The organism is Prosthecobacter sp., assembly GCF_044222345.1.
Taxonomy (GTDB): domain Bacteria; phylum Verrucomicrobiota; class Verrucomicrobiia; order Verrucomicrobiales; family Verrucomicrobiaceae; genus Prosthecobacter.
Genome location: NZ_JBGANL010000002.1, coordinates 188,834 through 212,642, shown reverse-complemented (window position 1 = coordinate 212,642; position 23,809 = coordinate 188,834). Strand labels below are relative to the sequence as shown.

Sequence of the window (23,809 nt, the reverse complement as noted above, 5' to 3'; positions counted from 1 at the left end):
TTTTGGGTTTGGCGTAGGGTCAGATCTTCAGACCTTGGATGGACCTGAGCGTGGAACGGACAGACTGCATTTCGCGGGCACTGGCCTTCTGGTCCCGGTTGATGGTTTTGAGTTTCACGGACAGATCACGCAGCAGGTTGAATCCATCGTTGAACTTGTCTCGGATGAGCAAGGTCAAATCGATGGCTTCTTCCACGGCGTTTTTGGGTTCGTTGGTCGCATTTCCTTCGGAAGTGGGGTTCGTGATCATGGGTGGGGATGGTGGTGGTGCTGGCGGAAGAACAGGCCGAGATGGAGGCATGCTCACCGGAGCGGGTTGTGGGTTTGCTGGGGGCGGGGTGCTGGCTCCATCAGGTCGCAGTGGCATCACGATCATCTGCCTGCCTTTGTTGTGGAAACGCAGCGGGGCGATTTGATCAATGATACTGATGGTGTTGAGACCGTAATCGAGGGCCTTGATGAAGAAGCGTCGACTCAGGAAGATCAATGCTTCTGGACCCTGAGCTTTGGCATCGGGCACAGGGACTCGCGTGTAAGGCTCGTTGCAGTTGTCTTTGCCGAGGAGCAGCAATTGCCCCTCTTTGCATTCCACACCGATGCTCTGGTACTTCTCTGGATCGTGACAAGGCATGCGCTGGATGAGCTTGGAGAGCGCTTCCAGTTTTGCCGGGTCGAGCGTGAAGTGTGTCTTGGCGTCGTCTGGGTTAGGGATGGTTTGCCGCCAGTTGGGATAGTTCCCTTCGATCTGCTTGCTGATGAACCTCCAGCGTCGGCTGCTGAGCTGGACTGTCTTGTCGTCCGCCTTGAGCTGCCATTCGCCGTCGTTGTTGAATTCCTTCCAGCCGAGGAATTTATTGTTTGGAATGATGACGGAGTGCTTCAAAGGCAGCGCAAAGGAGTTTGCGCTGTACAGATGCTTGCCATCGGTGCCGACGATGTAGTTGGCCTTCGGGTTGCTGGCGTCGATGAAGGCACCATTGAGAACATACCGCGTGCTGTCGATGCTGGCGCATTCCATCGCTTCGTGGATGGAGCGGCGCAGTTCGGGCGGCAGCGGGATGGCCTCGCCAGGAAGGCGCGGTGTCAACGGAAACTCCGCAAGTGGGATGAGTTTCACTTTGGATTCGCCGAGATTATCAGCCAGGGCGAATTTGATGACGGGTCCCCCCGGTGTGGTATCAATGAGCAGGCTCTCATTGCGATTACAGTTCTTGGTGAGTTGAACGAGCTGGTCATGAGGAATAAACACCGTCATGGCAGGTCCTGTGGCGGGATGTTCGAGACGCACAGTGACGAAGCGGTCGAGATCGGTGCTCGTGAGAGCAATCCAACCATCGGCCGTACGCTCGACTTTAACGTACTGCAGGATGGGCAACGTGGATCGTGGATTGATCACTTTGCCGAGTCCTACAAGGGCGGGTTTCAATTCCGCAATGGGTAGTGAGATGGGATTCATGAGTGTAGGCTTTGGGATTGTACGCAAACAAGTCCAGGCGCCGTTGATGGCACCTAGGCTTGAGCGTGGGTTGTCGTGTTGTACTATTCCTCAGCTTCAGGTTTGTACTTTAGCGGGGCGGTGGTGCATTCGGCGGCGCGAATGTCCGCACGAGCACCCAGGTAAACCGGCTGGTAGATGCTGCCGGAGTCTTTGAATGCGTACAGATAGCGGCACTCCACCACTGTTCCCGGTACAGGAACATCGTGGTTGGGTGGAATGGTGACGTTGCCAGCGGGGCGTACTTTGTCGCCCTCGAACAGGATCAATGAAACGCTGCGCTTGTCGTTCACCTTGGTGACGATGAACGATGCTGTCTCGTGGAACTTGTACTTGAACTGGCTGCCACCACTGTTGGGGCGGCCGGCAGTGTACGGCGCGTCCTTGTGTTTGAACACCACGCCTTCCTTTCCTTCCTGCTTGAACCGCTGGAGCTGGCCAGCCGTTTCAAATGGGAAGATGACCTCGACCAAACGGATGTGCGGATGGTCGAAGGCGTTGAGCATGTCGCGCATCCGCAAATAGCGCACCGCGAAGCCCAAAGAACGCATGTCCTCGGGGCCGATGGTGAGCAAGTCGAAGGCATGGAAGGTTTCTCCCACGGTTTCACCATCGAGGAGGAAGTCGCGAGGGTATTGGGCGGCTTCGCGGGCGATGGATTCAGGGATGGCCGTGGGAAATCCCAGGCGATTGATGCCGGAGATCTGGTTGCCATCCTTTTTGATCAGCAGCCGACGGCCATCGATCTTCTCCTGCATCCAGTAGTCCGGATTGAGCAGCACCTCGGCGAGCTGCTGCTCATGCAGAGGATTGAGGAGCTGGCAGTGAATGCCGGTGTGCTGGTTTTGAGACTCCGGAGGCGCAGTGACGACGCCGTCGGCGCCGGGTTTGTAGCCCTTCGCCATTTTTTCCTGGATCAATTTGTCGTAGATTCCCTTGGCAATCGGGTAAGCGACCGGCGTTTGTGTTTTGCTGCCGGTACTGAGTGTGGTGCCGCGACGGCCATAAGCGAAGTGTACGTGATAGCCGTCGTCCTTGGGGCAGATGCTGGCTTGGTACACTTTATCGGAGGGACCTTCGCGATAGTACAGGGAGATGCTTTCCATGAGTTGTGTTCCTTTCTTGAAATGAAAAAAGCCGGACGATCCTGCGATCATCCGGCTCTGGGGTTGAGGTGTTGAGAAGTGGGTTCCGCGTCAGTAGTTGTAGGGATCCCGGCGCTGGTGCTGCTGGCGCAAGCGCATCGTGAGGATCGATTTCCCGATGGAAATCAGCCCGCAAATGAGGCCGATGACCAGCAGCGCTGAAAGCGGGACGAGCACCATGTTGGAGGTGGTCCGCGTAATGAGATCGATCCAGACATTGAACTGCTTCAATGCCAGCGTGACCAGCGGTGCCACCAGCAAGGCGGGCACCGCAAGTCCAAGGGCGAGACGCAGGTTGAATTTGAACCATTCGCGCAGGATGCCCCGCGGTGAGATCCAATATTCAAACCGGCGGCAGGTGAAGCAGACGACTTCTGCCGAACGCTCAATGGCACTGAGCTGAGGCAAGTCCTGATCGACCACCGGTTCGCTGAGCGGCTCAGGCTGCCATCGTTTGACGACGATCTGACTGACCTGTTTCGCCCACGTGGTGGCGGGCACCGTTGGGAGCTGCCGGGGCAGCGGTGGGGACTGTTCGTCCCAGTCTTGTTGTTCCATCATAGTACTGGCGGGTTTTGGCCCCGAGGGCCGTTCCGATGACAAACAACAACAGGGCTCCGCACGCGAGACTGCCTGTGGCAATCTTCCAGCGGTCGGCGTTTGCCTGCTGTTCCGACATTTGTTCTTCGAGTTTGGAGATCTTGGCCCGATATTCCGGACCGAGGTCCGGCAGTGGGGGCGGCGGATCGTCGAAGAACCAGCCAGCGTGCATGTTCGGGGCGAACAGCATCAGCAGGCCAGTGATGAGGATGAGATGTTTCATTGTGGGTGTGGGGGATGAGCCGCAGACCAGTGCTCGTGTTGAGCACCGGCCTGCAGCGGGGTTTAATGCCAGCGGCGGCATTCGTTGAAGAACTCGCAACTTGAGCAGTGCATCCCAGGTGAAGGGATGAAGTCGCGACGCTGCAATCCTTCGAGGTAGGCCTCCATTTGCCGGAACAGCCGGGTCTGTTGCGGTGGGCTCATGGCTGGCAGTGTGGTGATGACCACCTTGGGGTTCTTGAGTTTGACCAGGTGATGCAACTGCATGCCGGCTTCCTGCGAGCCGGTGTTGTGCCGGTACAGGATGGCGTAGCTGCTGGTTTGGATCTCAGTGGTGTGGGCGACCTTGTCGGCGTTGGGAGTGGTGGCGCTGGTCTTGTAGTCGATAATCTGGCGTTGCTGCACCAGATCGAGGATGCCGATGAGACGGGGCAGCCCATGCTGCTGCAAATCGGCCTCTACCGGGACTTCCACGGCGTCAGGTTTGATGGCGGCAGGGAGGTGGCTTTCACGCAGGTAGGTATCTAGCAGACGCCAACCGGTGGTTTTGTCGGCCTCTTCCTCCCCGGGTTCCCATTTCACCGATCCCTCGGTATCGTCCGCCCAGGCTGTCTGGTAGGTCTCATGGACCACCTTGAGCGAAAGCGGCTGCTGCACCCAGCGCGCCTTGTTCCAGGCCTTCAATACGGCGTGAACCGCATTGCCGAGATGGAGAGAGGCTGTTTTGGGCTTCTTGAGCTTGAGCACGTAGCGGAAGTAGAACTTCAGCCGGCATTGCAGGAACAGCGACAGCCGGGAGGCTGACACGGTTGCCTGCAATGCGGTGAGGACGTCCTGCTCGCTGCGCTCTGGTGGTGAGGCAGCGGGCGTGTTCATGCGGCTTGGGCGTTGGTGGGTTGCTGCTGCCAGCGGGTCTGGCGGGGAGCGGGCTTCCCCGCCATGACGAGCAGATCCTCGATCAACTGGGAGGCCTGCATCTTGTTGAGCTGCTTGACGCCGATGCCGAAGAGCTGCTGGGACAGATCCTCCGCCACCTGCTTGGTGATGCCGGGGTTTTCGTTGACGATGCGCAGGATGAACCCGCGCTGCCCGTCGGTGCAGTTCCAGCGGTCGGCGCTGGGTTGTGCAGTTACGCGGCCACTGCCATTGACGGGCTGAGCACGTTCCTTTTGCTGGGGCGCAGGGCGGCTGTTGCCGTTGGTGCTGGCTGCCGGGACAAAGCCTGGCTGCTGGATTTCCTGATCGACGGACTGCTGCAAGAGCTGGTAAAGCTTCTGCACTTCGGCTTCGACCTGGGTGATGTCGCTGAGTTCGACTTCAACGGAGGCGCTGAAGCTGTGGCTGCTGTATTGGGGCAGTCCGAGTTTTTTGCTGTAATTGGCGCTGAGTTTGATGGCCATGGTGGTGTGTCTCCTGATGTGGGGTGGGTGTGCTTGGGTGGATGAAGAAGCCGCCACATGGCCCGACAACAAAACACCCGGTCCCTCTCGCGAGAGAACCGGGTGGGTGAAGTGGGATACAGTGACGACGTGGTGCGGCTAGCAAGTGGTGCCAGCCTCCTGAATGCGGCCCTGAGCCGGGACGCTCATCTGCGTGGCAGCGATGCTCCATCCCTGCGTGTGTTGCAGGGAAGATGTGAGCAGATCGTTGACCAGTCGCGTCATGGGACGGCGTAGGCGCCGGCCTTCATGATACAACGCGCAGACAATGACCCGGTTGATGCAGGGCGAATAATGGGTTCGCCGGGGCATGGGGGTGGATGAAAGTGGCCGGGGTAAAGCCCGACCTCTCAAGTTCTTATAACGCGAAAGAGGAACAAATTGCAGTTCACCTTGCGGGCAGGCCAGGGGTGGAGGTGTCTGCATGGGTGTCCAGACAAGAAACTGGCCGGGGATGTTGCTCCGCAAAAGTGGCCAAGAAGTGGCCAAGGTACATTTTTTCGGCGTTTCGTCGTCCCACCTAAAATTCGTCATTTCTCCTTCGCAAGTGCCGGAGACAGGACTCGAACCTGCACTAGTTTCCCAACCAGATCCTAAGTCTGGCGCGTCTACCAATTCCGCCACTCCGGCATGGAGTTGCATCGGGCATGATTCCGTGCGGACACCCATGCTGCAAATGAATTATCGCTGGCGCAGCAGACGGGTGGCGATCCAGCCGGTGAACAGAACGGTGCACAGCGGCATGAGCCCGACTTTGAGGTTGGCACCGATCCAGGGCAGCCAGCCACTGGTATAGGTGGTCAGGGCGCTGAAGTATTTCAGGCCAAAGACCCAGCCACCATGCAGGCCGATGCCGGCCCACAATGCTCCCGTTTGCATGCGCGCTTTGGCCAGCACCCAGCCAACGGCGAAGAGCGTGGCAAATTCAGCGAGAAGAAAGTGCACATCGCCAAAGCCTGCGGCGATTTGTCGGAGTACGAGGAATCCACTGCTCCAGGTGACGGCGGCATCGCTGATCTGCCAGCCTTCCGGGGGTTTGAGGAAATGTACCAGGGCAAAGACGAAAGTGAGTGAGAGCAGGGCTTTCGTCTCCTTCATGGTGCGCAGCAGCAGGCCCAGCAGCAGACCACGGAAGAAAAACTCCTCCACGATGCCAGCACCGAGTGCGGCGGTGATGGGTTCCCCCAGTTTCCACCAGCGTGGGTCGGGGCGCAGTTGATAGGCGCCGATCTTGAGAAAAATGAACCCGAGCGCGAGCAGCAGGCCAGAGGCCAGAACAAAACCGACGGCCCACTGTTTGAGCCCCGTGCTGAACGGACGCCAGGCGGGCAGCAGGGCGCGCTCCAGCCGCACCCAGCGCATGAAGGGCCAGATGAAGACCAGAGCGCAGACGAGCACGGCACGGTTGAAGTAGCGCGTAAACTGCGCCCGCTCGATTTCTGAGAGCAGCCACTTCACCAGCCCGGCGTCATGCAGGGATGAAGTGGAAAGCCAGCCGTGGGCTGCTTTGCCAAGGTGAAACAGCGGCGCGGACAGCAGCGCTCCGCCGAGCATGACGGCGAGAAGATAGAGCAGGAGTTTGGGCAGGGCAGGGGAACTGCCGGGGCTGGCGGCTTGCATGGGAGCGATACTAGCGCATCCTACGCGCTCTCAATGACCAAAAACCAAATCCACGAATGGCATGAACGTCTCGAAGACGGTCGCAAACAATACATCCGCGCCTATTGGAACTCGCGCGAATGGCAGTTTCGCTATGCCCATCCCGATGGCGAGGCATGGATGCCCTTGGAAAATCCACCCCCGGAGCGCTGGCTGGAGCTGCGCGATCTGCTCTTCCGCAAGTATCAGCGTAAAAAGCTGCCGTGGAAATATGTCGTCGATCTGGACAAGAAGCTGGAGGACATGGGGATCAAGCTTGAGGAAGACGAGCCGCAGTCAGAGGACGAATGACGTCCCGTCAATGGGCAGCGACGTTCGTTTTGATCTCAGAAGTCACGCCTCCGCCGTAGGCTGCGCCAAAACGCATGCCCACCTGCACCTCGGGGAAAAGAAAACGACGGCTTGCGCGTGCACTGCGCCGCCGTGAAACAATCCCAAGCAAGGCCAGCACGATGCCCCCACCAGCCAGAAAGATGGGAACCGCCAGCGCGAAAGGCTTTTCACCTCGTTGCAGCCAGAGTGACTGCTTCAGCCGCACGCTCTCCATGCTGCGCAGCCGGTCCATCCAGTAGCGCGTGGCCTGGATGAGCCTCTCTTCGAGTGTGAGCTTGGTGTCGGACTGGATGCGGCGAGCCTCCTGGATGATCTCGACGAGATCGGCTGCCGGGTAGCGGTCCCAGAAATCCGGAGAAAAAGACATCGCATTGCTGTTGCTGGCGCGGTCGTAGGCCATCAGCACGGCAGACCGCGTCCCGCTCCATTCACGTCTCGTGATCTGGGCCTGTCGCCGGACGGTGAGCCCCGAAGGCATGAAACTCGTGGCTTGGAACCACGCATCGCATTTCAAATTTTGGGAAAACTGTTTGAACTCCTCGGCGAGCACCCGGTGGCTTTCAGAGGTGAGCGCCCGGGTCTCATCGCGAATACCGTCTGCAGGTGGCGCAGTCTGGGCCACACTCCACCCGACCATGGCAAGCCAGATCCCGGCGCAAACCGGGAAAAAAGGGCATCGTTTGAGGTGGGGTGCGTATCGCATGTCCGCACGTAGTTTGTCCCAGACCGGGCCTGAGGGCAACTTCCGCCGCGCCAGCTCCCTCATCTTCAGCCTATCTAAAGGGTGGTTGGAGAGGGTTTTTGAGGCGGTTTTGAGCGAGCTTGTGAAATTTTTCACAAAATCGCCTTGCCGCTCTTTGGGCAGCATAGATAGATACCCCTCACGCACGCTACCAGCCCCCTGCTTTTCATGCCCACTGTCACCCGAGAATACGAGGCCCCGGATACCGCCGCCAAAGCGGCCCGGCAGCTCGAAGCTGTGGAAGAAGCCACGACGGACATCGTCGGGGAGAAACTGGTGCTCAACATGGGGCCAAGCCATCCGGCCACCCACGGTGTGTTGCGGCTGATTCTGGAACTCGACGGCGAAATCATCACCAAGTGTGATCCCGATGTCGGCTTCCTGCATCGTGGCGACGAAAAAATCGCCGAGAACATGCACTACAACCAGTTCGTGCCTTACACGGACCGGCTGGACTACCTGGCACCGCTGGCGAACAACGTCGCTTATGCCCTCGCGGTGGAAAAGCTCATGGGCTGGGAAGTTCCCGAACGTGGCCGCGCGATCCGTGTGATCTGCTGCGAGCTCGCCCGCATTTCCGCCCACATGCTCGGAGTCGGGGTGTTTGCCATGGATGTCGGCGCGATGACCGTGTTCCTCTACACCTTCACTGAGCGCGAAAAGATCTACAATCTGTGCGAGCAGCTCACCGGCGCGCGCTTCACCACCAGCTACACCCGCGTGGGTGGGCAGATCCGCGATCTGCCCAATGGCTTTGTTGGTGCCGTGAAAACCTTCCTCGATCAGCTGGAGCCGGTGATCGATGAGATCGACAAGCTGCTCTCACGCAATCGCATCTTCATCGACCGTACGCAGGACATCGGCATCATCTCCAAAGAAGACGCCATCGGCTATGGTCTCACAGGGCCGAATCTGCGTGGCTCGGGTGTCGAGCATGACCTGCGCAAGGCGCATCCTTATCTCGATTACGACAAGTACGACTTCGACGTGCCCGTCGGCTCCAAGGGCGACTGCTATGATCGTTATCTCGTCCGTATGGAAGAGATGCGCCAGAGCGTGCGCATCCTCCGGCAGGTGTTCGCCACTTTGCCCGAAGGCCCCATCAATGTGGCCGACGCCAAAGGGCTGCTGCCAAAGAAGGAAAAAGTGCTGATGAAAATGGAGGAGCTGATCCACCACTTCATCATCTCCACCCAGGGCATTGATGCTCCTGCGGGAGAAGTTTATTTTGCCGCCGAAAACCCCAAGGGAGAGCTCGGCTTCTACATCAACAGCACCGGCGGCGGAGTCCCGCACCGCTTGAAAATCCGCGCCCCCTCCTTCCTCAATCTCAGCATCATCTCCAAGCTGATCCCAGGCCACATGCTCAGCGACATTCCTGCAGTGCTTGGCAGCCTGGACTTCGTCATGGGCGAATGTGACCGCTGATTCATCCTAACCATTTCATCCGAGACACTCCCCCGCATGGCCTTTGAAGTTCCAGCCGAATTGGAAAAACGCATGGACGAGGCGATCTCGCATTACCCCGTTTCCAAACGCAGCGCCGTCCTACCCCTGCTGCATCTCGTGCAGGAGCATTTCCGCTTCATCAGTGAAGAGGCTGTGAACTGGGTGGCCGCCAAGCTCTCTCTTGAGCCGATTCAGGTGCTCGAAGTCGTCACCTTCTATCCGGGCTTCCGTCAAACCGCTCCCGGCAAATACCACATCCGGGTGTGCCGCACGCTCTCATGCGCCATGGCAGGGAGCTACGAACTGATGGACGCGCTTTGCAAAGCCGGCAACATCGACCGCTCGCACACAGATCATCATCATCCCATCGCGGTCAGCGCCGATGGCAAGTACAGCATTGAATTTGCCGAGTGTCTTGCGAGCTGCGGCTTTGGTCCGGTCTGCATGATCGAGGACGACTTCTACGAGAAAGTCGATCCCGCCAAAGCCGGTGAACTGCTCGCCCAACGCGCCTGATCCAGACATGAAAAAGCGCAGCGGTTTGCCGCTGCGCCTCTTGGGTCACCTGCTGGCAGGTTCTCTCACTTGCTCCGCCAGGACACAACGTCATCCGGCGTCTGCTGTTTCAAGTCCTGACCCCAGCTGTAGATGGCGACTTCCAGAGGAAGCTTCTGCGGCGGCGGGCTGATCGCGTTGGCTGAAATCTTGGGGTCTGAGTTGCCCAAGTCTGGATTGGTCACCTGGAGGTCGCCGTTGGTGTCAAGCAGCACGTAATAGACGGTGCCCCAGAGATCGACCAGCTTGTAGGGAGGCTGGGCGTTGACCAGGCCAAACTTGCCATTCCTGGCAGTCGGAAGGTCGATGAATTTGATGCCCTTGGGGTTCAGGTTGACTGCGCCGCTGCCACCGCCGCTGCCGCCACCACTTGAAGATGTAGTCAGAGTCGTCAGAGCACCGACGATGCCGCTGTTCTCATCCGTCGGCAAAGCCGGAACGTCCTGGCCGGAAGAGGCGGCGCTGAGCAGGCTGGGATTCACCGGCCAGCGGTTGTAATCGACCTGATAGCTCGTGATGGCGCTGCGCATGTCTTTGAGGACCACCTGCACCTGCAACTTTCTGCCATCCGCCATCAGCTTGTTGGCCTGTGAGATGACCAGACCTGCAAGGACGGCGATGATGGTGATCACCACCAGCAGTTCGATAAGCGTAAAGCCCGGTCGAGTGGAAAGGTTGGAACGAGGTTTGAGTTTCATGATCTTCGGTTGGGTTTGTGTTAGGCGTGTGCCAGGAACGAAAAGGTTCGAAAAAACAGTCGTCGTTCCGCTGAAGCAATTTAATCGTTTTTGCATTGCCACGTCAATACTTGTCATGAACAAGCGCCAACTTCGACGGCTGCTCACAGAGTGAGCAATCACCCATGTGAGTCTTGATGCGCCGCATTCACCGGCGGGCCTGGATTGTCAACTAATGCTTGCATCATATACTGCAACGATTTAAATCCGCGCTTCAAACCCCACTGAACCTACACACAACCACGGATCGCATCAGACGATTCGAAATATCTTATATGGCAAAGACAGCATCCAAGGGCAACGCAGATAAAAAGAAGTACGTTTACTTTTTCGGACCAGGCAAATCAGACGGTGATGGTTCCATGAAAGCATTGTTGGGCGGCAAGGGCGCCAATCTCGCAGAGATGAGCCGCATCGGCCTTCCCGTTCCTCCCGGGTTCACCATCAGCACCGAGGTCTGCACCTACTTCTACGAAAACAAGAAAACCTATCCTGCCTCTTTGCAGTCGCAGATGGAAGCTGCCGTCAAAGGCATGGAAAAAATCATGGGCTACAAGTTCGGTGACGCCAAAGGCTTCCCGCTTCTCGTTGCCGTGCGCTCCGGTGCGCGTGACTCCATGCCCGGCATGATGGACACGATTCTCAACCTTGGCCTGAACGACCAAACCGTTCTCTCCCTGGTTGCCGCCACAAACAACGAGCGCTTCGCATGGGACTGCTACCGCCGTTTCGTTCAGATGTACGGTGACGTCGTTCTCGGCGTGCAGAAGCTCGAAGGTGAAGACCATGAGCCTTTTGAAACGGTGATCGAGAAGTTCAAACACGAAACTTACGGCAAGGACATCATCGACAGCGATCTGACCGCTGATGACCAGAAGGAGCTGGTGAAGCGTTTCAAGGCTCTCGTCAAAGAGCGCACCGGCAAGGTGTTCCCTTCCGATCCATGGGATCAGCTGCGTGGTGCCGCCGGTGCCGTTTTCGGCAGCTGGATGAATGACCGCGCCATCGTTTATCGCCGCAAGTACAACATCCCCGCCGAGTGGGGCACTGCCGTGAACGTCCAGGCCATGGTGTTCGGAAACACGGGCCCGACCTCTGGCTCCGGCGTGGCCTTTACCCGTAATCCTGCGAACGGTACCAACGAGTTCTATGGTGAGTTCCTCATCAACGCCCAGGGCGAAGACGTCGTCGCTGGCGTGCGCACTCCTGAGCCGGTGATCCAGCTCAAGAAGGAAATGCCGAAGTCCTATGCCGAACTGCTGTTGGTCCGCCAGAAGCTTGAAAAGCATTTCAAGGACGTGCAGGACATCGAGTTCACCATTCAGGAAGGCAAGCTGTTCATGCTGCAGACCCGCAATGGCAAACGTACCGCAGCCGCCGCTCTGAAGTTCTCCATCGACATGGTGAAGGAAAAGCTCATCGACTGGGAAACCGCCGTGCTGCGCAATCCTGCCGATCAGCTCGAACAGCTTCTTGCTCCTATCTTTGACGTCGCTGACGTGAAAAGGGCCAAGGCCATCGCTTCCGGTCTTCCTGCCGGCCCGGGTGCCGCCTCTGGCAAGATCTACCTCAACGCCGACCGTGCCGTCATCGCCGAAGCAAAAGGCGAGAAGGTGCTGCTCGTCCGCAATGAAACCAGCCCTGAAGATCTTCGCGGCATGATCGCTGCAGAAGGTATTCTCACCGCACGTGGTGGTGTGTCATCCCACGCCGCTCTCGTCGCCCGTCAGATGGGCAAGGTTTGCATCTGCGGCGCCGCCGCTCTGGAAATCGATTACGACAAGAAGACGGTTTCTGTCGCAGGTGTGACCTTCAATGAAGGGGATTACCTCTCCATCGACGGCACCAGCGGCATCGTTTACGGCGGCGAGCTGAAGACCGCTCCTTCCGAAATCATCACTGGCATGATCAGTGGTGACAAGGCCGCACAGGGCACCGAAAAATTCAAGAGCTTCCAGCAGCTCATGACCTGGTGCTCCAAGGCAACGCGCATGGAGGTCCGCACAAACGCCGACAATCCGGAGCAGACGCAGAACGCCATCGCTTTCGGTGCCCAGGGCATCGGCCTCACCCGCACAGAACATATGTTCTTTGAAGGCGATCGCATCGACGCCGTGCGTGAAATGATTCTGGCTGACAATGTGGCTGACCGCAAAAAAGCGCTCGCCAAGCTGCTGCCATATCAGCGTGAAGACTTCACCGGCATCTTCAAGGCTCTCAAAGGACTTCCTGCCACCATCCGTCTGCTTGACCCACCGCTTCACGAATTCGTGCCGCATGAAGAAAAAGCTCAGGCTGAACTCGCCAGGAAAATGGGCGTGTCAGTTGAGAAGGTCACCGCACGTGTCGCTGCTCTGCATGAGTTCAACCCGATGCTCGGACATCGCGGCTGCCGTCTTGGCATCGCTTATCCAGAGATCACTGAGATGCAGGCTCGCGCCATCTTTGAAGCCGCTGCAGATGTGGCGAAACTGAAGATCAAGGTGAAACCTGAGGTGATGATTCCGCTTGTCGGCTTCAAGAAAGAACTCGACCTCCAGGTGGAAATCGTGCATAAGGTAGCAAAAGAAGTGATGGCTGAGAAAAAAATTAAGCTCGACTATCTTGTCGGCACCATGATTGAGGTGCCGCGTGGAGCTCTCACGGCTGATGAAATCGCCGAGACCGCACAGTTCTTCAGCTTCGGCACCAATGACCTCACGCAGACTGCGCTTGGCATCAGCCGTGATGACATGGGCAGCTTCCTGATGCCCTACACGGAGAACGAAATCTTCAAGAAGAACCCCTTTGCTACACTGGATCAAACCGGTGTCGGCCAGCTCATCAATATCGCCATCGAAAAAGGCCGCAAGACCAAGCCCGACATCAAGCTGGGCATCTGCGGTGAACACGGCGGCGATCCTGATAGCGTCAAATTCTGCCATCGTGCAGGCCTCACGTATGTGAGTTGCAGTCCTTTCCGGGTCCCAGTCGCACGCCTTGCCGCAGCGCAGGCCGCGATCGAAGAAAAGCGCGCCGCCGCTTCGGCCGCCGCAGGAAAAAGTGTCCCTGGAGGTGCCAAAAGCGCGTCCGTGGCAAAACAAAACAACAACGCAACCAACAACAAACAGAGGATAAACACCATGGCTAAGAAAGCTGCAAAGAAAGCCGCCAAAAAGGCGCCTGCAAAGAAAGCCGTCAAAGCCGCCAAAAAGGCGCCTGCAAAGAAAGCCGTCAAAGTCGCAAAGAAGGCCGCAAAGAAGGCTGCAAAGAAGTAACGCATTGACCTCCTAGGGAGGTCAATATGGCGGAGCAATCCGCCCCAAAAGCCCTGTGGGGATCACTCCTCACAGGGCTTTATCTTTGAATGCGGTGGCTTCTGTCGCGATCCCGGCCCAAAGGGCCCAAAAAAGAAAAGGGGGCGTCTGTTTAACGCTTCACGTCTTGATCGTAAACGGAACCGGGAGGCGGCGCGGAAAGATAGGTGCCCCCGGCTGACATGGCATCATTGCGGATGCTCTTGGATTGTCCAATCTGCTCATTGGCAGATCGCATGCTGCCCATGCCTGCGGTGCCACCCATGCCTGTAACGGCACCATAATTCTGATATGAGGGCTGATAAAACGACCCCATACCCCCGGATGCGACTCCTCCGCTCATGCCATTGCCTCCCACCAGGCCCGCATGCAATGCCACCGGCTGATCCGGGGTCGGGACACCGTCAGATTTGCGCTCTGATTCTGCGAGGTAGTGTTTGTTCCATGCCGCGTTGTTGACGTTCTCAGCGACCTTGGAATCCAGCCGGTGCTTCTCTTCCGCATAGTCAGCTTTGCTCAGCGCACCGCTGGCGCGCTTTTTCTCAAGTTCATCGTACATGACCTGATATCTGGCGCGGACCACTTTTTCGTACGCATTCAGATCTGCCAGTGTGGGAATGCTGTCCATGGTTCTGCTGGCGCATGATGCCAGAAGACCAGAGAGCACTGCGGCCTGGAGGAGTTTTGAGACGTTATTCATGGCTCATTCTAAGCTCCCGCAGCGGCATTTCAAATCAAAGCGCCGTTGCATACCGCACCCCCGCAGCCCATCTTATGATAGAAAACGCACCTGTTTTGGACCCCATCGACGCTGCTCTGCAAGCCCCCGAGCCCCGTGGCAACTACCTGCCGTATCCGGCTTCGCGCCTGGCTGCCAAAATCATCCCGCAGGATCTTACCAATTTCAAATCCCGCGGCGTCTCCCGGGTCGAGCGCGTCCTCCAGCAGGAGATGGTGGAAATCCAGGAGCGCTACATGGAGGTCATCGACGCGTTCAACTGGAACAAGCTCATCTACGAAAGCAGCTTCGGTTTTGAACCTGTCTGTGGCGAGGTCTATCACCTCTACGAAGTCTCGGGCAGGCACCAGCTCAGCATGATTTCCCCCGAAGAGTGGCACCAGCGCTGGCTAGGCAGCGTCAGATTGAACGCTGATGGCCGCTGGCAGATTGAAAAAGCTGCGCCAGATTTCAGCATTCGCGACTGGGTGCAGACCTCGGTCGCCTCTTGATGCAACCCACCTTCTCAGACATCGGCCAGCGCCTTGCCGGCCCCAGCGGCATCCAGGAACTCATGGATGATTGCGGAGCCGCGCTCACCACCCACCCGGACATGCGCATGCTCGGCGGCGGACAGCCTGCGGCCATTCCCGAAGTGCAGCAGCTCTGGCGCACTCGCATGCACGCCATGCTCGCCGACGGCAGCATCGACCGCACCTTGCTCAACTACGATCCTCCCGGTGGCAATCCGCTCTTCCGTGAAGCCTTCGCTGCCTTCCTCCAGCGCGAGTGTGGCTGGAATGTGACCCGCGAAAACATCGGGGTCATGCCGAGTTCGCAGTCGGCGTTCTTCCTGCTCTTCAATCTTCTCGCCGGTCAGGCGGGCACCACCAGGAAGCGCATCCTCTTCCCGCTGCTGCCCGAATACATCGGCTACGCCAATCAGGCGCTCTGCCCCGGCCAGTTCACCGCCTGTCTGCCCCGCATTGTCGAAACCGCCCCGCACGAAATCAAATATCACGTCGATTTTGATCAGCTTCGCATCACTCCGGATGTCGCAGCCATGTGTGTCTCCTGCCCCACCAATCCCACGGGCAACGTGCTCACGCAAAACGAGTTCGAAAGCCTGCATGCGCTGGCGGATGCGCACGGCATCCCGCTCATCATCGACAACGCCTACGGCCATCCTTTTCCGGGCGTCATCCACAATGGCTTCCAGCCTAGGTGGCAGCCGGGCATGATCTTCAGCATCAGCATGAGCAAGGTCGGCCTGCCCGGCTTGCGCACCGCCATGATCGTCGCCGATCCTCACATCGTGAAGGCGCTGTCCAACATGAACGCCATCGTCTCGCTGGCGAATGGCAATCTCGGCCAGGCGCTCCTCATGCCGCTGCTCCAAGACGACACCCTCGTCAAACTCGGCCCCTCGGTTATTCGCCCTTTCTACCGCGAGCGCTCCGACTTCGCCAAATCCGTGCTCGCATCTGCACTGGGAGATCGTGTCCCGTGGGCTCTGCATGCTCAGGAGGGTGCTTTCTTCCTCTGGCTCTGGGTCAATGGCCTGCCCATCCCCGCCGCAGAACTCTATCGTCGGCTCAAAGAGCGCAAGGTGCTCGTCATCCCCGGGCATTACTTTGCTTTCGGCCTGGAGAAGGAGTGGCGTCATCCTCATGAGTGTCTGCGTCTCACCTACTCGCAGCCGGAGCACATCGTGCGCGAAGGCTTGGAAATCATCGCTGATGAAATCATCCGCAGTTTCTGAGCCCTTCTCCGCCTTCATGGCACGCGCCCTGTTCGATCCCGAACGCGGCTACTACACCCGCCACATTAAGACCGTCGGCGCACGCGGCGATTTCTCCACCTCCGCCACTCTCTCGCCAGCGTTGGGTCACGCCATCGCCGCCTGGCTCAAAGCCGAATCCCGCCTTCAGCCGCAGGTGCGGCACATCATCGAAATCGGTGCCGGCGATGGATCTCTCATGCACGCCGTGCGCAATTCGCTCGGCTGGTGGGCGCGCCGTCGTTTCACTTTCCACATCGTCGAAACCTCCCCGGTGCTCCAGCGGGAGCAGCAAAAGAAACTGGGAGCCAAGGTGAGCTGGCACAACGATCTCGAATCCGCCCTCGCGGCTGCGCAAGGCCACGCGCTCATCTATCACAACGAATTGCTCGACGCCTTCCCCGCCACCCTCGTTCAATGGGACGCCGCATCGCAGCGCTGGCTGGAGGTCTGGGTGCCCGAGCAGCTTCACCCGCACGCTCTCGATGCCGCCCACTACAGCGCGCTGCGTCACACCACCTTTGCCGATCGCCAGCGCTGCGAGCTCCACCCCAGTGTGCGCGACTGGCTGCACCGATGGACCCCGCATTGGAAAAGCGGCGCCATGCTTACCATCGACTACGGTGACGATTTTCCCCGGCTCTACCATCGGCGGCCACACGGCACGCTGCGTGCTTATCTGCTGCATCAAAGAATCACCGGAGCCGACATCTATGCCAACCCCGGCCGCCAGGACATCACCGCCGACATCAACTTCACCGACTATGCCGCCTGGCTGCTTGAACTGGGCCTCGCAGAGGTTTCACACCAGACCTTGGCCGAATTTCTGCACTCACATACTGCACCAGCCGCGCTCATCGACTCCGATGGAGCCGGAACCGCCTTTAAATGCTTCGTGCATCGCCGTCAGGCATGCGCATCATCCCATCACCCCACATGAATTCTGTCAACGACCGCCCCGGCACGCTTGAAAAGGCGCTCAAGATCAATCTCGCCCAAACCATCTACGGCACCTTTGCTGAAATCGGCGCCGGTCAGGAAGTCGCCAACTGGTTCTTCCGTGCCGGCGGCGCATCCGGCACTGTCGCTAAAACCATGTCGGCGTATGACATGACCATCAGCGATGAGATCTATGGCAAATGCTCTCGCTACGTCTCGCGTCAGCGCATGTGCGACATGCTGGAGCATGAGTATCCCATGCTCATTCAGCGGCTGAATGCCAAACGGGGCGCCACCACCACCTTCTTCACGCTGGCAGACACCGTGCGCGCCCGTTCCTACCGCGACACCAAGGAGGAATGCCACGGCTGGATCGGCATGCGCTTTCAGACCGATCCCGGCGGCCCGAGCAGCGAAATCCAGATGCATGTGCGTCTCCTTGACGACACGAACGCCCGGCAGTCGGATGCACTCGGCAAACTGGGCGTCAATTTCATCTACGCCGCCTTCCATCTGCGCGATGACCTCTCCACCTTTCTCCAAAGCTTGCTCGACGATCTCAGCCGCAAGCGTGTGGAAATCGACATGATCGACTTCACCGGCCCCGCCTTTGCCGCATCGGAGTTCCAGGACCGCCTTGTGGCGTTGAAACTCGTCCGCCTCGGTCTGGCTGACGCCGCACTGTTCGGTGCCGATGGCGAAATCTGGCAGGCTTCGGATGTCCTCTACAAAAAGCCGGTCTTTCTCAAGCGCGGCAGCTTCGATCCCATCACCAAGCTCAACCTCGACATGATCGAGCGTGGTCAGGCCGCGTTTCAGGCAGATTTCGGTGAGGCCGCCCGCCACAACATCGAGATTCTCGAAATCACCATGCACAATCTTCTCGCCAGTGGTGCCGAGGTGCCGGACAGCGAATTCCTCGCGCGTGCAGATGTCCTCCAGGCACTTGGCAAAAACGTGCTCATCTCGACGTATCCGGAGTTCCATCGTGTCAGCAGCTATCTCGCGCGCCACACGCAGTGCCCCATCGGCATTGTCCTCGGTCTGCCCCTGTTTCAGGAGTTGTTCAATGAGCGTTGGTGTGCGGATCTCGAAGGGGGGCTGCTCGAAGCCTTTGGGCGGCTTTTCAAAAACCAAGTGCGTGTCTATGTCTATCCCATGGGCAATCCGATGAACGGCCAGGTCCTCGGGCTCAACGACGTCCGCGTCACTCCTGAGCAAAGGCATCTGCTCCGCTACCTGATTGAAACCAAAAGCGTGCGGGCGCTGGAGGAGCCCAACCAGGACTTCCTCTTTCACACCAGCGCCGAAGTGCGCAACATGATCCACGCACGGGATGGCAACTGGCAGTCCCTCGTGCCGGACATCGTTCTTAAGCAGGGACCGTGGCGTGAGATCGGGCAGCCGGTCATATAGCCTCGGCATACCTATTGCTTTTCTGGGCGCAGCCGCTTGAATTCGCGGCACCATGCCAGACTTCAAATTCACCAGCACAGAGCCGCTCTGGATCACAGTCTGGGTCGTTTATATCCTGATTTACTGGGGCACTCTCGCCTACCTGCTTAACCGCAGGCGCTTTGGGACCCAAGAGCGCATCCTCTGGTTTCTGGTCATCACTTTCGCACCTGTGATAGGCATTCTGTTGTTTGTCCTCATCAGCGAAGACGACAAACTTCCGGCCAGTCACGCCTCCAAAAGCCGCCCCCCGCTTTCAGACACCACCGGCACTCCCTGGCAAAACAATCCCGGCCACACCAAAGACTCCGCCCCATGAGCGACCCAATGCCAGACGACCTCGATCTCATCACGATCACCCAGCTGCGGCAGGTCGCGAATCCAACACCGCAGCCCTACCGTTTGCACCTGCAGGTCGAATCACGCATCGAAAAAACCACCAGCTCGGGGAGCCCGTTCTTCGAGGTGAAGCTCGTCGATGCCGCCGATTCCTTCATCTGGCGTGTCTTTGACAACAATCCGCTCTTCCAAGACGCGGCCAGGCTGGGGCGCAATGCCTTCATCCAGCTCGCGGGACAGTGGGTGGAGGGCAAATACGGTCTCGAACCACGGCAGGTGCAGATGCGCCTTCTCGCCGAAGACGAAGCCAGCACGCTGCTCCTCGGAGATCCCGATCTCTCGGCACGCCAGTCGGCCGATTACGCCGACATTGCCGCCTTCGTCGAATCCATGCGCGACCCACGTCTCGCGAAGCTCTGCCGGGTCTTTCTTGAACGCCATGGCGAACGCTTCCGCCGCACCGGCGCCGCGCGCAAAAACCATCATGCCCGCCGTGGCGGACTGGTGGAGCATGTGGCGCAGATGATGCGCTGCGCGGTGGCGCTGGCTGGCCTCTACCCGCAGTTGAACCGCGACCTCATGATCGCGGGCGTCTTGTTTCACGACTGCGGCAAGCTCTGGGAGAATGTCTATGCGGAGTCCGGCTTCACCATGCCCTACAATCTCACCGCCGAAATGCTCGGGCACATCCCGCTGGGCCTGGAACTGGTGAACAAGCTGTGGCGCGATCTGCTGGAAGATCCTGCAGCGGCAGAATGGACCGCCTTGGAGCCCGCTTCGGAAATCGTGCGCCTCCATCTGCTGCATCTCATCGCGGCACATCACGGCAGTCTTGAATTCGGCTCCCCCGTTCTGCCCAAGACGCCTGAGGCCGTGGCGCTGCATCACGTTGATAACATCGACGCCAAGCTCGAAATGTTCCGTCGCGGTTATGCCAGCAGCAAAGAACTCGCCCCTGGCATCTTCGAGAAATTTTCCCCATGGCCGGTGAACATCGTCGCACCGCTGCCAGCCGTGCATCTGCCGCCGGCGGAGGGTGCCGCCTAGGCGCGCAGTTTCATCAGCGCCGCACGCACCATGAGCGTCTCACCCACGTTTTCAGTGGTGAGCAGGCCGATGAGTTCCCCGCTGCTGGGATCAAGCACTGGCAGAGCCGGGCAATTGCTGGAGTTCAAGGTTTCCAGCGCTTGGGTGAGGTCAATGGTTGCCTGGGTCGATTCAGGGCAGGGGCGCATCACATCCACCACCGGCTGCTCGGGGCCCTTTTCCGCGAGGGCTGAGATCAGATCATGTCGCGTCAGCATGCCCTGGATGCCGCCATGGGTGTCCAGCACTGGGAAATCCTGCTGCGCGCCGGCCAGCAGCAGCTCGACGCCATCACGCAGCGTGGCCTCCGGTGGCAGACTGCGGAAATCCGTGAGCATGGCATCACGCACGCGCAGATTCCGCGTGGCCTCCTGCTGGGTTACCATGGCTGCCTCCTGCCCTGCGGCCATGAAGATGAAGAAGCAGATGAGCAGCAGCATGGGCTGAAACGTGTGGTTCAGCAGCATGTAGATGGCCACCATCATCGCGAGACCCTGGCCGATGGAAGCCGCCCGCCGTGTGGCGCTGCTGTATTCCATGAACATGGCAAAGACGGCGCGCAGCACCCGCCCGCCGTCCATGGGAAAGGCGGGGACTAGATTGAAGGCCACCATCATGACATTCCACACCATGAGCTTCTCGAAGAAGTTGCCCGATTTGAGGAAGTCGTAATCGGGATGCAGCGCGGTGTTGATGCCAAGGCCCAGCCAGATGGCCGCAGCGATGATCACATTGACCAGCGGGCCGCTGATGGCCACCACCAGCTCCTGCGAAGGTTTGCGCGGCATGCGCTCCAGCCGCGCCACGCCGCCGATGGGCAGCAGCGTGATGTCCGGCGTGCGAATGCCGTAGCCCCGCGCCGCCATGACGTGGCCAAATTCATGCAGCACCACGCACGCAAACATGGCGGTGATGAACAATGTCGACTCCAGCGCTGCTGGAAGCCCCTGTCCGCTGAGAAAACTCTGGCTGGCGACAAACAGCAGCAGCAGCAGGAAGGTGACATGAACACGAACCTCCGTGCCGGCAAAGGTGAAGAGGCGAAAGGACCATTTCATAGAGGGGGTAGTCAAAACTAGGTCTTGGGGGATTTCGAGGGATCGTAGTAGATACGCACATCAGCGTCTTTGATGCCCAGAATCTCCTGCGCACGGCGCAAAGCATTGCGGGTGGAAAGATTGGGATTGGACGGGCTGGCGGGGAAGAGGTTGTCCTTGCCGATCACCTCCACCATGCCCGCACCCTTCAGCACGCGGTACAAATCCTTCGACACGCCGCTGACGATCAGGTCGCGCCCGTCGGCACGCAGCGTGCGCACCAGTTCTTCAATCGCCATGGCACAGGTGGCATCGAGATGGCGGGCATTCTTGAGCCGTAGAATGACGACACGCAGATTCGGGTCCGTGCAGGAGCCCTGGATCTGCGTGCGAAACAGGTCGGCCGACGCAAAAAACAAGTCGCCCTCCACATGCACGATGGAGATCGCCGGATGCTGGCGCCCGCCCTGATGCGCTTCGGCCAGATTGCCTTCCTCATTGAAGACGTACTCCACCAGCGAGGGCTGGCTGGCTTTGTGCAGGTAAAGAATGATCGAGATGCCCACACCGGTGAAGATCGCCACATGCAGCGGCACCAGCAGCGTGGCCACGAAGGTTGTGACAAACACCGCCGCATCCGCCCCCGTGGCTCGCAGGGAAATCTGGATCTGCCGCTTGTTGATGAGCGCCACCGCCACGCAGATCACCATCGCCCCCAGCGCAGCCTTGGGGATGAACGCCACCAGCGGGCCGATCGTCAGCGCCGCCACCAGACACACCACGCCACTCACAATGGCAGACACAGGCGACACCGCCCCGCTCTCATACGCCGCCAGCGAACGCGTCAGTGAATGAGACGCCGGCATGCCGCTGAGATAGGCGCAGGCCAGATTCGCCGCGCCCAGGCTCAGCATGTCCTGGTTGGCATCCACGTTGTGCCCTGACCGGCTGGCCAGCGTGCGCGCCATCGCGGAGTTTTCCATCATCGCCACAAACGCGAGCGAAAGTGCCAGCCCAAAAAGCTGGCTGAACTGCGCCGAGGCATTGCCGCTGGTGAAATCCGGGAACGGCGGCAGCAGCGTGCGCCAGGTGAAGGACAGATCTGAATAGGTGGCCACCTGCAGCCCCGCCCTGTTCATCGCCATGGCGATCAGTGACATGAGAATCAGCGTCAGCGTCAGCGCCGGGAAGCGTTTGCCGAAACGTTTGAGGCCGTAGTAGCAGCCTATGGCCAGAGCGCAGATCAGCGCACTCGGCCAGTGGATGCCTCCCAGATTGCCCAGCACATCGTGCAAATCGGAGACCAGGGTTCGTGCCACCGGTTTGCCAGAGGGCGAGGCGATCTGCTGGCCCAGCACCACCGGGAGCTGATGCGCAAACATCTGCAAAGCGGCACCAGTGAGATACGCCACCACCACCGCCCGGCTGATGAACCGCGCCATGTCCGCCACGCGGAAATACGCGCCGAAGATCAGCAGCGCTCCCACGAGGAATACCAGCATCGGCATTGACGCCATTTGATTCAGGTTGGGAAACGCGGCGAAATAGGACGAAACCATGAAGGCCGTGGCATTCGTCGGCCCATAAATGGAATGCCGCGAACTCATCAGCAGCGCCCCAACCACGCAGGCCACCGCCGAACAGGTGATGCCATAGGCCAGCGGCAGCCCGGCCACCACGGCAAACGCCATGCCCTGCGGGATGGCCAGCAGCGCACCGTCCAGCCCGCTCTTGCAGTCCGCCTTGAGGAACTCCCTGTGGTAGCCTTTCAGGATCTGTTTCAGCGGAAACGGATCCAGCTCGCTGGCTGCGGTCATGGCATGCAGCCATGATCGGCCTTGGCGTGCAAAGTCACGCAGTTGCTGGAACCAGGCTCGTAGGTGGGAAAGCAAAAGAAACTCCTTGGAGGCGCTCGGTCCAAGCTAGACGCCTCAGCACAGATCACAAGCTTTGTGCTTATACGATTGCCATTGGACTCAAGGTTTTATCGAATCACCTTCCCGCATGACTGCCGCTGATGAAGAACCGATCCCCGAGGTGGTGGAGCATCCCATCGGTCCCGAACTCGATCTGCACACCTTCCGGCCCGGTGAAATCGGCAGCCTGCTGCCTGAATACTTCGCCGAATGCCGCAAGCGCGGCATCCTCCGCGTCCGCATCATTCACGGCAAAGGCAGCGGCACCCTCAGAGCCGGCGTGCATCAGCTGCTCGCGAAGCTCCCAGAAGTGCAGCAGTTCATCTGGCCTGCCGATGAAACCAGCGGCTCCTGGGGCGCCACCTGGGTCATTTTGCAGGCCTGAAGCTACTCAGGGAGCCCAGTTGGCACTCGTCCACACCTTTGGCTTGGCGTTTTCCAGCTTCTCCAGATCCAGCGCCGTGCCGTTTTTGACTTCCAGTTTCTGCCCGCGAATTTCCAGGGTCAGAGGGCCGGCGAGGTCGGCTTTTTCCAGCCAGAAGCGCAGGCGGACGTCTCCCGTGGTCTGGGCTCCGATGCTCGGCGGGCGTTCCACGGGGAGAATAAAGGGTGGCACGTCCTTGCCGGCTCCATTGACCAAACGCACATCCGGTGCCTGCATCGAGAGGGGGCGTGGGCTGGAATTCTTGTAGCGCACCTCCAAATCTAGCCGGGCATTGCCAAAATCCCGCTCCAGCGTGCTGCGGCGCAGTTGCAGGGCGGCATCGGCGCTCATTTCTGATCCGGGCCCAGTTTCAGCCGGGGTTTGGACAGGTTCAAACGACCACCAAATGGCGATTCCGCCTACGATAAGCAGCAGCCAGACCT

24 protein-coding genes and 1 tRNA gene are annotated in these 23,809 nt (G+C 59.1%); 11 read left to right on the top strand and 14 right to left on the bottom strand.

Annotated features, from left to right (window positions below; all coding sequences use genetic code 11):
* Window positions 1–19: 19 nt before the first annotated feature.
* From ACILSL_RS02515 to ACILSL_RS02480, 8 genes are all read right to left on the bottom strand, one after another.
* Complete coding sequence (locus tag ACILSL_RS02515) at window positions 20–1,456, bottom strand: DNA polymerase III subunit beta (protein WP_395730421.1); 1,437 nt, start codon at window positions 1,454–1,456, stop codon at window positions 20–22.
* Between the two features lie 83 nt (window positions 1,457–1,539).
* The gene (locus ACILSL_RS02510; RefSeq protein ID WP_395730420.1) at window positions 1,540–2,601 is read right to left on the bottom strand and encodes a DNA ligase; all 1,062 of its coding nucleotides are present in this window, start codon (window positions 2,599–2,601) and stop codon (window positions 1,540–1,542) included.
* Between the two features lie 90 nt (window positions 2,602–2,691).
* Window positions 2,692–3,141, bottom strand: coding sequence for a hypothetical protein (locus ACILSL_RS02505; protein ID WP_395730419.1), 450 nt, complete (start codon window positions 3,139–3,141; stop codon window positions 2,692–2,694).
* Window positions 3,080–3,463: a hypothetical protein gene (locus tag ACILSL_RS02500; RefSeq protein ID WP_395730418.1), complete on the bottom strand. Its 384-nt coding sequence runs from the start codon at window positions 3,461–3,463 to the stop codon at window positions 3,080–3,082. Before ACILSL_RS02500 ends, ACILSL_RS02505 begins: the two co-directional genes overlap by 62 nt.
* A gap of 62 nt (window positions 3,464–3,525) precedes the next feature.
* Window positions 3,526–4,338 carry a RecB family exonuclease gene (locus ACILSL_RS02495; protein ID WP_395730417.1) on the bottom strand — a complete coding sequence of 271 codons (813 nt, stop codon included), beginning with the start codon at window positions 4,336–4,338 and terminating at the stop codon, window positions 3,526–3,528.
* Window positions 4,335–4,862, bottom strand: coding sequence for a hypothetical protein (locus ACILSL_RS02490; protein ID WP_395730416.1), 528 nt, complete (start codon window positions 4,860–4,862; stop codon window positions 4,335–4,337). Before ACILSL_RS02490 ends, ACILSL_RS02495 begins: the two co-directional genes overlap by 4 nt.
* 587 nt (window positions 4,863–5,449) lie before the next feature.
* Window positions 5,450–5,531 (bottom strand) — tRNA-Leu (locus ACILSL_RS02485).
* Between the two features lie 51 nt (window positions 5,532–5,582).
* Window positions 5,583–6,521 carry a type II CAAX prenyl endopeptidase Rce1 family protein gene (locus tag ACILSL_RS02480; RefSeq protein WP_395730415.1) on the bottom strand — a complete coding sequence of 313 codons (939 nt, stop codon included), beginning with the start codon at window positions 6,519–6,521 and terminating at the stop codon, window positions 5,583–5,585.
* A gap of 33 nt (window positions 6,522–6,554) precedes the next feature.
* Between ACILSL_RS02480 and ACILSL_RS02475 the strand changes: the two genes are divergently transcribed.
* Complete coding sequence (locus tag ACILSL_RS02475; protein ID WP_395730414.1) at window positions 6,555–6,851, top strand: hypothetical protein; 297 nt, start codon at window positions 6,555–6,557, stop codon at window positions 6,849–6,851.
* A gap of 7 nt (window positions 6,852–6,858) precedes the next feature.
* On the opposite strand, the gene ACILSL_RS02470 is transcribed toward ACILSL_RS02475, so the two are convergent.
* Window positions 6,859–7,530 carry a hypothetical protein gene (locus ACILSL_RS02470; RefSeq protein ID WP_395730413.1) on the bottom strand — a complete coding sequence of 224 codons (672 nt, stop codon included), beginning with the start codon at window positions 7,528–7,530 and terminating at the stop codon, window positions 6,859–6,861.
* 273 nt (window positions 7,531–7,803) lie between these two features.
* On the opposite strand from ACILSL_RS02470, the gene nuoD reads away from it, so the two are divergent.
* Both nuoD and ACILSL_RS02460 read left to right on the top strand, forming a co-directional pair.
* Window positions 7,804–9,063, top strand: coding sequence for an NADH dehydrogenase (quinone) subunit D (gene nuoD, locus ACILSL_RS02465; protein WP_395730412.1), 1,260 nt, complete (start codon window positions 7,804–7,806; stop codon window positions 9,061–9,063).
* A gap of 36 nt (window positions 9,064–9,099) precedes the next feature.
* The gene (locus ACILSL_RS02460; protein ID WP_395730411.1) at window positions 9,100–9,600 is read left to right on the top strand and encodes an NAD(P)H-dependent oxidoreductase subunit E; all 501 of its coding nucleotides are present in this window, start codon (window positions 9,100–9,102) and stop codon (window positions 9,598–9,600) included.
* 65 nt (window positions 9,601–9,665) lie between these two features.
* Here the strand turns inward: ACILSL_RS02460 and ACILSL_RS02455 are convergent, their stop codons facing one another.
* On the bottom strand, window positions 9,666–10,337 hold the full coding sequence (locus ACILSL_RS02455) for a type II secretion system protein (protein ID WP_395730410.1): 672 nt from the start codon (window positions 10,335–10,337) through the stop codon (window positions 9,666–9,668).
* Between the two features lie 314 nt (window positions 10,338–10,651).
* Here ACILSL_RS02455 and ppdK point away from each other — a divergent pair, with 314 nt between their 5' ends.
* Complete coding sequence (gene ppdK, locus ACILSL_RS02450) at window positions 10,652–13,633, top strand: pyruvate, phosphate dikinase (protein ID WP_395730409.1); 2,982 nt, start codon at window positions 10,652–10,654, stop codon at window positions 13,631–13,633.
* Between the two features lie 151 nt (window positions 13,634–13,784).
* Here the strand turns inward: ppdK and ACILSL_RS02445 are convergent, their stop codons facing one another.
* Window positions 13,785–14,300: a hypothetical protein gene (locus tag ACILSL_RS02445; protein ID WP_395730408.1), complete on the bottom strand. Its 516-nt coding sequence runs from the start codon at window positions 14,298–14,300 to the stop codon at window positions 13,785–13,787.
* Window positions 14,301–14,446: 146 nt separating this feature from the next.
* Here ACILSL_RS02445 and ACILSL_RS02440 point away from each other — a divergent pair, with 146 nt between their 5' ends.
* Genes ACILSL_RS02440 through ACILSL_RS02415 form a run of 6 tightly spaced genes read left to right on the top strand, consistent with a single transcriptional unit; the run spans window position 14,447 to window position 19,950 of the window.
* Entirely contained in the window at window positions 14,447–14,902 is a 456-nt protein-coding gene (locus ACILSL_RS02440) for a DUF2452 domain-containing protein (RefSeq protein WP_395730407.1), read from the top strand.
* On the top strand, window positions 14,902–16,152 hold the full coding sequence (locus ACILSL_RS02435) for a valine--pyruvate transaminase (protein WP_395730406.1): 1,251 nt from the start codon (window positions 14,902–14,904) through the stop codon (window positions 16,150–16,152). The genes ACILSL_RS02440 and ACILSL_RS02435 overlap by 1 nt, the downstream gene beginning before the upstream one ends.
* Complete coding sequence (locus ACILSL_RS02430) at window positions 16,130–17,110, top strand: SAM-dependent methyltransferase (RefSeq protein ID WP_395730405.1); 981 nt, start codon at window positions 16,130–16,132, stop codon at window positions 17,108–17,110. The genes ACILSL_RS02435 and ACILSL_RS02430 overlap by 23 nt, the downstream gene beginning before the upstream one ends.
* On the top strand, window positions 17,107–18,525 hold the full coding sequence (locus ACILSL_RS02425) for a TonB-dependent receptor (RefSeq protein ID WP_395730404.1): 1,419 nt from the start codon (window positions 17,107–17,109) through the stop codon (window positions 18,523–18,525). Before ACILSL_RS02430 ends, ACILSL_RS02425 begins: the two co-directional genes overlap by 4 nt.
* A gap of 52 nt (window positions 18,526–18,577) precedes the next feature.
* On the top strand, window positions 18,578–18,883 hold the full coding sequence (locus tag ACILSL_RS02420) for a hypothetical protein (protein WP_395730403.1): 306 nt from the start codon (window positions 18,578–18,580) through the stop codon (window positions 18,881–18,883).
* On the top strand, window positions 18,880–19,950 hold the full coding sequence (locus tag ACILSL_RS02415; RefSeq protein ID WP_395730402.1) for an HD domain-containing protein: 1,071 nt from the start codon (window positions 18,880–18,882) through the stop codon (window positions 19,948–19,950). The genes ACILSL_RS02420 and ACILSL_RS02415 overlap by 4 nt, the downstream gene beginning before the upstream one ends.
* Here ACILSL_RS02415 and ACILSL_RS02410 read toward each other — a convergent pair.
* Window positions 19,947–21,047: a site-2 protease family protein gene (locus ACILSL_RS02410; RefSeq protein WP_395730401.1), complete on the bottom strand. Its 1,101-nt coding sequence runs from the start codon at window positions 21,045–21,047 to the stop codon at window positions 19,947–19,949. The two genes, ACILSL_RS02415 and ACILSL_RS02410, sit on opposite strands and share 4 nt — an antisense overlap.
* A 17-nt stretch (window positions 21,048–21,064) precedes the next feature.
* The gene (locus ACILSL_RS02405) at window positions 21,065–22,843 is read right to left on the bottom strand and encodes a SulP family inorganic anion transporter (RefSeq protein WP_395730400.1); all 1,779 of its coding nucleotides are present in this window, start codon (window positions 22,841–22,843) and stop codon (window positions 21,065–21,067) included.
* Window positions 22,844–23,030: 187 nt separating this feature from the next.
* Between ACILSL_RS02405 and ACILSL_RS02400 the strand changes: the two genes are divergently transcribed.
* The gene (locus ACILSL_RS02400) at window positions 23,031–23,327 is read left to right on the top strand and encodes a Smr/MutS family protein (RefSeq protein WP_395730399.1); all 297 of its coding nucleotides are present in this window, start codon (window positions 23,031–23,033) and stop codon (window positions 23,325–23,327) included.
* A gap of 6 nt (window positions 23,328–23,333) precedes the next feature.
* Here ACILSL_RS02400 and ACILSL_RS02395 read toward each other — a convergent pair whose 3' ends face one another.
* The gene (locus tag ACILSL_RS02395) at window positions 23,334–23,717 is read right to left on the bottom strand and encodes a hypothetical protein (RefSeq protein WP_395730398.1); all 384 of its coding nucleotides are present in this window, start codon (window positions 23,715–23,717) and stop codon (window positions 23,334–23,336) included.
* Between the last annotated feature and the right edge of the window lie 92 nt (window positions 23,718–23,809).